This is a genomic window from Actinophytocola sp., from assembly GCF_045807065.1.
Lineage (GTDB): Bacteria > Actinomycetota > Actinomycetes > Mycobacteriales > Pseudonocardiaceae > Actinophytocola.
In genome coordinates this window covers 1-5957 of record NZ_JBJMIE010000189.1, presented here as the reverse complement: position 1 = coordinate 5957, position 5957 = coordinate 1, and the positions used below count along the sequence as shown (strand labels likewise).

The window sequence follows — 5957 nt, the reverse complement described above, 5'->3', positions numbered from 1 at the left end:
ATGGCGGTCAGGACGTCGGGGGTCAGCTCCAGTTCTGGTACCGGGAGGTTGTCCGTCAGCTGTTCCGGGCGAGAGATGCCGATGATCGCGCTCGAGACCGCCGGGTTGTGCAGTGCCCAGGCCAGCGCCAGCCTGGGCAGGGTCGTGCCCAGGTCGGCCGCCACGGTCGCCAGGCGTTGTACGGCCTCGAGGACCGGGCGGCCCATGTACCGGTTGACGAACCGCGCGCCTCGCTCGTCCACCGCGCGGCTGCCCGCCGGCAACGGCGCGCCCGGGAGGTACTTGCCGGCGAGGACGCCCTGTGCGAGTGGCGACCACACGAGCTGCCCCATGCCCAGCGACACCGACGCCGGCACGACCTCCGCCTCGATCACCCGCCACAGCAACGAGTACTGCGGTTGGTTCGAGATCAGCGGCACGTGCAGTTCCTTCGCGAGCGCCGCGCCCGCCTGGATTTGCTCGGCGGTCCATTCGGAGACTCCGACATACAACACCTTTCCGGCGCGCACGAGGTCGGCGAACGCGAGCATTGTTTCTTCCAGCGGCGTTTCTTCGTCGAAGCGGTGCGCCTGGTACAAATCCACGTAATCCGTCTGCAATCGGCGTAATGATGCCGTGCAGCTCTCCATGAGGTGTTTGCGGGACAGGCCCCTGTCGTTCGGGCCCGGCCCCGACGGCAGGCATACCTTGGTCATCAACTGCACTGACTCACGCCGCGCGCCCGACAGCGTCGCGCCCAGAATCTCTTCCGCCGCACCGTAGTGCGGTGCGCCATAGATGTCGGCGGTGTCGAAGGTGGTGATGCCGGCATCCAGCGCCGCCTGCACACACGCCTTCGATTCACCGATTCTGTCCGGTTCATGTGTCAACCAGTTGCCGCAGGTGATCTCACTTACTTTGAGCCCGCTGCGACCGAGAGAGCGAAATCGCATGCCGTGCACCGTACCCGCCATTCCGGTCAGCAACCATGGCCCTCAATTTCCCAGCGCTGGCAACGAGGTACGGCAAGAACCGCTGCGCCACCACCCGGTCGCCCGCGGCTACCATCACCGGCCGAGTGGCCGCCTCGTCCGCACGCAGACGGACCAACGCGAGGTCCGAACGTACAGCGCCACGGAGTAATCCGGGCACGAGCGTAACGCCGAGACCCGCGGCGACGAGCCCGAGTTTGGTCGTCCATTCCTGTACCACGTAGTGAACCGCCGGCCGGAATCCCGAGCGCAGGCACGCGGCGATGAGCGTGTCCTCGACCGTGCGCGAGCCGGCGATCCAGTGCTCGGCCGAAAGTTCCGTCAGCCGCACCGTCTTGCGCCCGGCGAGGCGGTGATCGCGTGGCAGGGCAACGAACATCGGGTCGTCGAGCAGGTGCTCGGCGCCCTCGGCGGCCGTGCCCAGCACCACGACATCCAGCTCACCGGCCCGCAACCGGTCGGCGAGCCGAGCCGACAAACCATCCGAGAAGGACAATTCGACGTTCGGGAAATCCTTCTGGAAAGCCATCATCGCGTGCGGCACCAGGACGGCGCCCGCCGTGGGGAAGGCCCCGACCCGCAGCCGGCCGCCATCGACCTCGCGCAGCGCGGTGATCTCCCGCCGGGCGACGTCGAGCCGGTCGAGGACGGCCTCGGCGTGCGCGAGGAGGGTGCGGCCCTCCTCGGTGAGCCGGACACCGCGGGCCTCGCGGTCGAACAGGGCGACGCCCAGGTCGTCCTCCAGCACGGCGATCTGCCGGGAGATCGCGGACTGCGTGTACCGCAACGACTTCGCGGCGGCGGTGAACGAACCGAGGGTCGCCACCTCGCGGAACACGGTGAGGCGGGCGGTGTCCATAGCCATGAGCCTAGATCATGGCTGCCATGCGAATCATTCGCTTGTCGCATGTGCCGGGCAGTCGTACGTTCGCCGGTGTGACAGTGACCTTCCACAACCCGCCCGCCGCGCCACCGCCCGCCGCGGCCTACGCCAACCTGGCGGAGATCGACCTGGGCGGCACGAAGCTGCTCATCCTGTCCGGCCAGGCCGCCCTGGACCACGCCGGCGACCTGGTGGGCGGCGGCGACATGCGGGCACAGACCAAGCAGGTGTTCGAGTCCATCGACGCCCTGCTGACCGACCGTGGCGCGACGTTCGCCGACGTGGTCAACATCCGCACCTACCTCGCGGACATGAGCCGCCTCCGCGAGTACGGCGAGGTTCGCCAGAGCTACCTCGGCGACGCCCGCCCCACCAGCACGACCGTCGAGGTGTCGAGGCTCTTCCGCCCGGGTCTCCTGCTGGAGGTGGACATCACGGCCGTGGTGCAGGGCCGGGCCTGACTCCCCGGAGGCACCGGCCGGCAACCGAAACCTGACTCCCCGGAGACGGCGGCCGGCAACCGAAATCGGTCACGGACCAGTCCGCGTGCCGCCGTAGCGGCTGGATGCCGGATGGCAGCCGGGTCAGGCGCGTGAGACCGGACCCGCGCTGGCCGGCATCGAACTGGGCGCGCCGGAGAACCTCGCGGCCATGCTCAAGCGCTGTCCCGCACCGGCCTGCACGTCGACCCCGGCTCGGCGCTCGGCTGCCACCCGATCGCCGTGTAGCTGGTCGCCATCGCGGCGACGCTCCAATGGTGTATCAAGCCGCGTGAGCGGCTGGTGTGGGTGGGCTTCGAGCTGGCGTGCGTTCTCCTGACCGTGGACGCGGATGGTTCGGTCCGGTGCGGAGCTGGGCAGGACTCACAGTCAGTCCTGGTGTTCCAGGAACGGGTGTAACAGGCCCGGGACGGCCTCGTCCGCGAAGTGGAGGCCCTCGGTGATGGACACGTCGTATACCGGGTAGGCGCCCTTGTTCGCCGGGGTGGTGGCGTGGAGGGTGAGTAGGCCGGCCCGGCGTTGGAACGGGGAGCTGGTGATGGTCCAACCGATCACGCCCGTTCGTTCCAGGGCCGCGGTTCTTCTCGCCCCTACGCCGTGGCGGGTCACCAGGTGGTTCTCCGCCAGGCCGTGGCCCAGGTTGCGGTACGACTCGAACGCCAGGAACACCGCCACCGGGGTCAGCACCACCGCCGAGATCCACGCCAGGTGCAGCAACACGTCCGTCAGCAGCCAGCCCAGCACCGCCAGTACCGCCGCCAGCGCCAGCACGCTGTACAGGGCCCAGCGCACGCGGCGCCACAACGCTGCCCGGGGGTGTCGGGTGACCGCCGTCGCGGTGGCGGCTGGTGAGCCGAGCACGTCGGCCGCCACCGCGCGGGCGGTCTCGTACGGTGCGGCCGGCAGGATGGTTTTCGGGTCGGTCTTGTCCTCGTCGGTCTTCTTCGTCATGCCCGTCGCGATGACGTCAACCCGGGCCGCGCCGGCCAGGCGGGCACCCAGCGGCTCCACGATCTCCACGCCGCGTAACCGGCGGCGTTCCAGCGACAACGATCGGGTGGTCAGCAGGCCTCTGGTCATGACGAGGTTGCCGTCCTCGCGAGCCAGCCGGTAGCGGTACCACATCTCGACGAACAGCCCCAGCGAGCCGACCACGCCGACGACCACCGCGGCCACGACCAGCACCGCGATCAGCCCCAGCACCGACGGTCCGCCCAACAGGTCGCGAACCGTGCGGAACACGGCGGGTTGCAGCTTGAACCAGTCCGCCACCTGCATCACCGCGCCGAACGCCGCCGCGCCGAGGAGGGGCGTGGTGACCGAGATCGGCGCGTACCGGATCCAGCGCCAGGACAGCGTCGCGATCTCCGGGCCGGCGTGCTCGCCGTCGTCGGACGGGGCAGCCGCACGACGCAGCAGCAACCGCCGCAGCTCCTCCGCCACCGCCTTGTCCACCGGGTCGAGCGTGACGTGGCTGTGCTCGCCGGCCTGCTGACCGGTGCCGATCGCGACCTTGGCCAGGCCGAACACGCGGTACAGCGGGTTGGCCGTCAGGTCGACCGTCCGCACCCGCTCGCGCGGCACCGACCGCAGCTTGTGCAGCACCCAGGCGTAGCGCAGTTCCACCCGTTCGTCGGTCACCCGGTAGGTGGTGTACCGCCAGCGCATCCGGTCGACGAACGCCGCCCCACCCGACACGACCGCGATGCCGCCGACCGCCACGAGACCCGCCAGCCAGATCGGCACGTCGTCCGTGATGCCGATGATGATGGGCACTGCGACGCCGGCCAGGATCCCCGCGACGGTCAGGGCCGTCACCCACACGGTGTGCGGGTGCAGCTGCCGCCAGCCCTCCTCGGTCCGCGCCCGCGCCTCGGGAACCGACGCGACCGTCATGTCGCGTCACCCCGGTTCGCCTGCGTCACCTCGGTGAGCTTCCGCACGAGGTCGGCCGCCACCTCCCGGTCGAGGCCCTTGATCTTGAGCGGGCCGGCGGCCGAGGCGGTCGTCACGGTCACGCTCGATAACCGGAACGCCTGCTCGAGCGGCCCCCGTGCGGTGTCGACGGTCTGGATGCGTGACATCGGGGCGATGCGCCACTCCTGCCACAGCCAGCCGGTGCGGGTGTAGACGGCGTCCTCGGTGACCTCCCAGCGGTGCACCCGGTACCGCCACAGCGGTATGACGATCATGTACGGCACGCCGACCAGCAGCGCCGCCCCCAACGCGAGGAGCAGCCAGGGCCGCGCCGGCTCGATGAGTAACGCGAGCACGCCCAGCACCACGGCGACCACCACATTGGTGATCGCCTCCCCCGTCATCCAGTAGCGCACGGCCCGGGGATCAACCCGGTGCCGTGGCGGCCGCAGCCGTATCTGCCCCTCCATGACGGCCAAACTAGTGAATCGAACGAGCCGTGACGTCAGCCCGAGGTCTGGTTTTCGCTGTCATTCCCCAGGTGGACATCGCACATTAGGTTCTCCACCATGAAGCGTGCGCTGATGATCTTCCTGCTGGTCCTGGCCGCATTCGTGGTGGCACCGCCCGGCGCGGGCGCCACCGCGCTGACCTGGCAACCGACCCCCACCGGCAGCGACGCCCGGCTGCGCGGGGTGTCCGCGGTCAGCCGGCACGTCGCGTGGGCGAGCGGTTCGGGCGGCACCGTGCTGCGGACGGTCGACGGCGGCCGCACCTGGCAGCAGGTCGCGCCGCCCGGCACCGCCACGCTCGACTTCCGCGACATCGAGGCGTTCGACGCGCGCACGGCCGTCGCGCTGACGGCCGGCCAGGGCGCGGACGCCCGGATCTACCGGACGAGCGACGGCGGTCGCACGTGGTCGGCGGCGTTCCAGAACAGCGACCCGGCCGCGTTCTACAACTGCCTGGCGTTCTTCGACGCCCGCCACGGCCTCGCCACGGGTGACCCGGTGAACGGCGAGTTCCGCGTGCTGTCCACGTCGGACGGTGGGCGGTCGTGGACCCGGCTGCCCGGACCGGCCGCACTCGACGGCGAGTTCCAGTTCTCGGCCAGCGGGCAGTGTGTGACGGCCGCCGGCAGCAGGGACGCGTGGCTCGCGACTGGTGGCTCGTCGGTCGCGCGCGTGCTGCACTCGTCCGACCGCGGCAGGACCTGGACCGCGTCGGCGACGCCGCTGGCGAGCGGCGAGAGCGCCGGTGTGTTCGCGACCGCGTTCCGCGACCCGCGCACGGGCGTCGCGGTCGGCGGCGACTACGCCAACCCGACGGTCGGCACCCACGCGCTGGCCCTGTCCCGCGACGGCGGCCGGACGTGGCGCGAGCCCGCCACCGCGCCGGCCGGCTACCGCTCGGGCGTCACCTACCACCCGTTCCTGCCGAACGTCGTGCTCGCGGTCGGGCCCACGGGCAGCGACGTCTCCTTCGACGGCGGCCGGCACTGGCGCCAGTTCTACGACGGCAGCCTCGACACCGTGGACTGCGCCCGCGACGGCGCCTGCTGGGCCGCCGGCGCCACCGGCGCCGTGGCCATCCTCCGCCTCGGCTGAGGCTGACTGCCAGGAAAGGCGCGTTCGGGACACTCACCGGTCCCGAAGTTAGGTTGATGGTAGTGTTGTTTATGAGTGT

General features: G+C 70.6%; 6 protein-coding genes. 2 read left to right on the top strand and 4 right to left on the bottom strand.

Translation table 11 applies throughout. The annotated features are described in order from the left end of the window. On the bottom strand, positions 1–932 hold a 932-nt coding region (locus tag ACJ73U_RS11005), incomplete at its 3' end, for an aldo/keto reductase family protein (protein WP_407777465.1). After that, complete coding sequence (locus ACJ73U_RS11000; RefSeq protein WP_407777464.1) at positions 889–1830, bottom strand: LysR family transcriptional regulator; 942 nt, start codon at positions 1828–1830, stop codon at positions 889–891. The genes ACJ73U_RS11005 and ACJ73U_RS11000, both read right to left, overlap by 44 nt. A 77-nt stretch (positions 1831–1907) precedes the next feature. On the opposite strand from ACJ73U_RS11000, the gene ACJ73U_RS10995 reads away from it, so the two are divergent. Further along, a complete protein-coding gene (locus tag ACJ73U_RS10995; protein WP_407777463.1) occupies positions 1908–2315 on the top strand; it encodes a RidA family protein in 408 nt (135 codons plus the stop codon). 408 nt (positions 2316–2723) lie between these two features. Here the strand turns inward: ACJ73U_RS10995 and ACJ73U_RS10990 are convergent, their stop codons facing one another. Next, positions 2724–4250: a PH domain-containing protein gene (locus ACJ73U_RS10990; protein WP_407777462.1), complete on the bottom strand. Its 1527-nt coding sequence runs from the start codon at positions 4248–4250 to the stop codon at positions 2724–2726. Then, the gene (locus tag ACJ73U_RS10985; RefSeq protein ID WP_407777461.1) at positions 4247–4741 is read right to left on the bottom strand and encodes a PH domain-containing protein; all 495 of its coding nucleotides are present in this window, start codon (positions 4739–4741) and stop codon (positions 4247–4249) included. The genes ACJ73U_RS10990 and ACJ73U_RS10985 overlap by 4 nt, the downstream gene beginning before the upstream one ends. A gap of 99 nt (positions 4742–4840) precedes the next feature. On the opposite strand from ACJ73U_RS10985, the gene ACJ73U_RS10980 reads away from it, so the two are divergent. Further along, entirely contained in the window at positions 4841–5878 is a 1038-nt protein-coding gene (locus ACJ73U_RS10980) for a WD40/YVTN/BNR-like repeat-containing protein (protein ID WP_407777460.1), read from the top strand. The last annotated feature ends 79 nt before the right edge of the window (positions 5879–5957 follow it).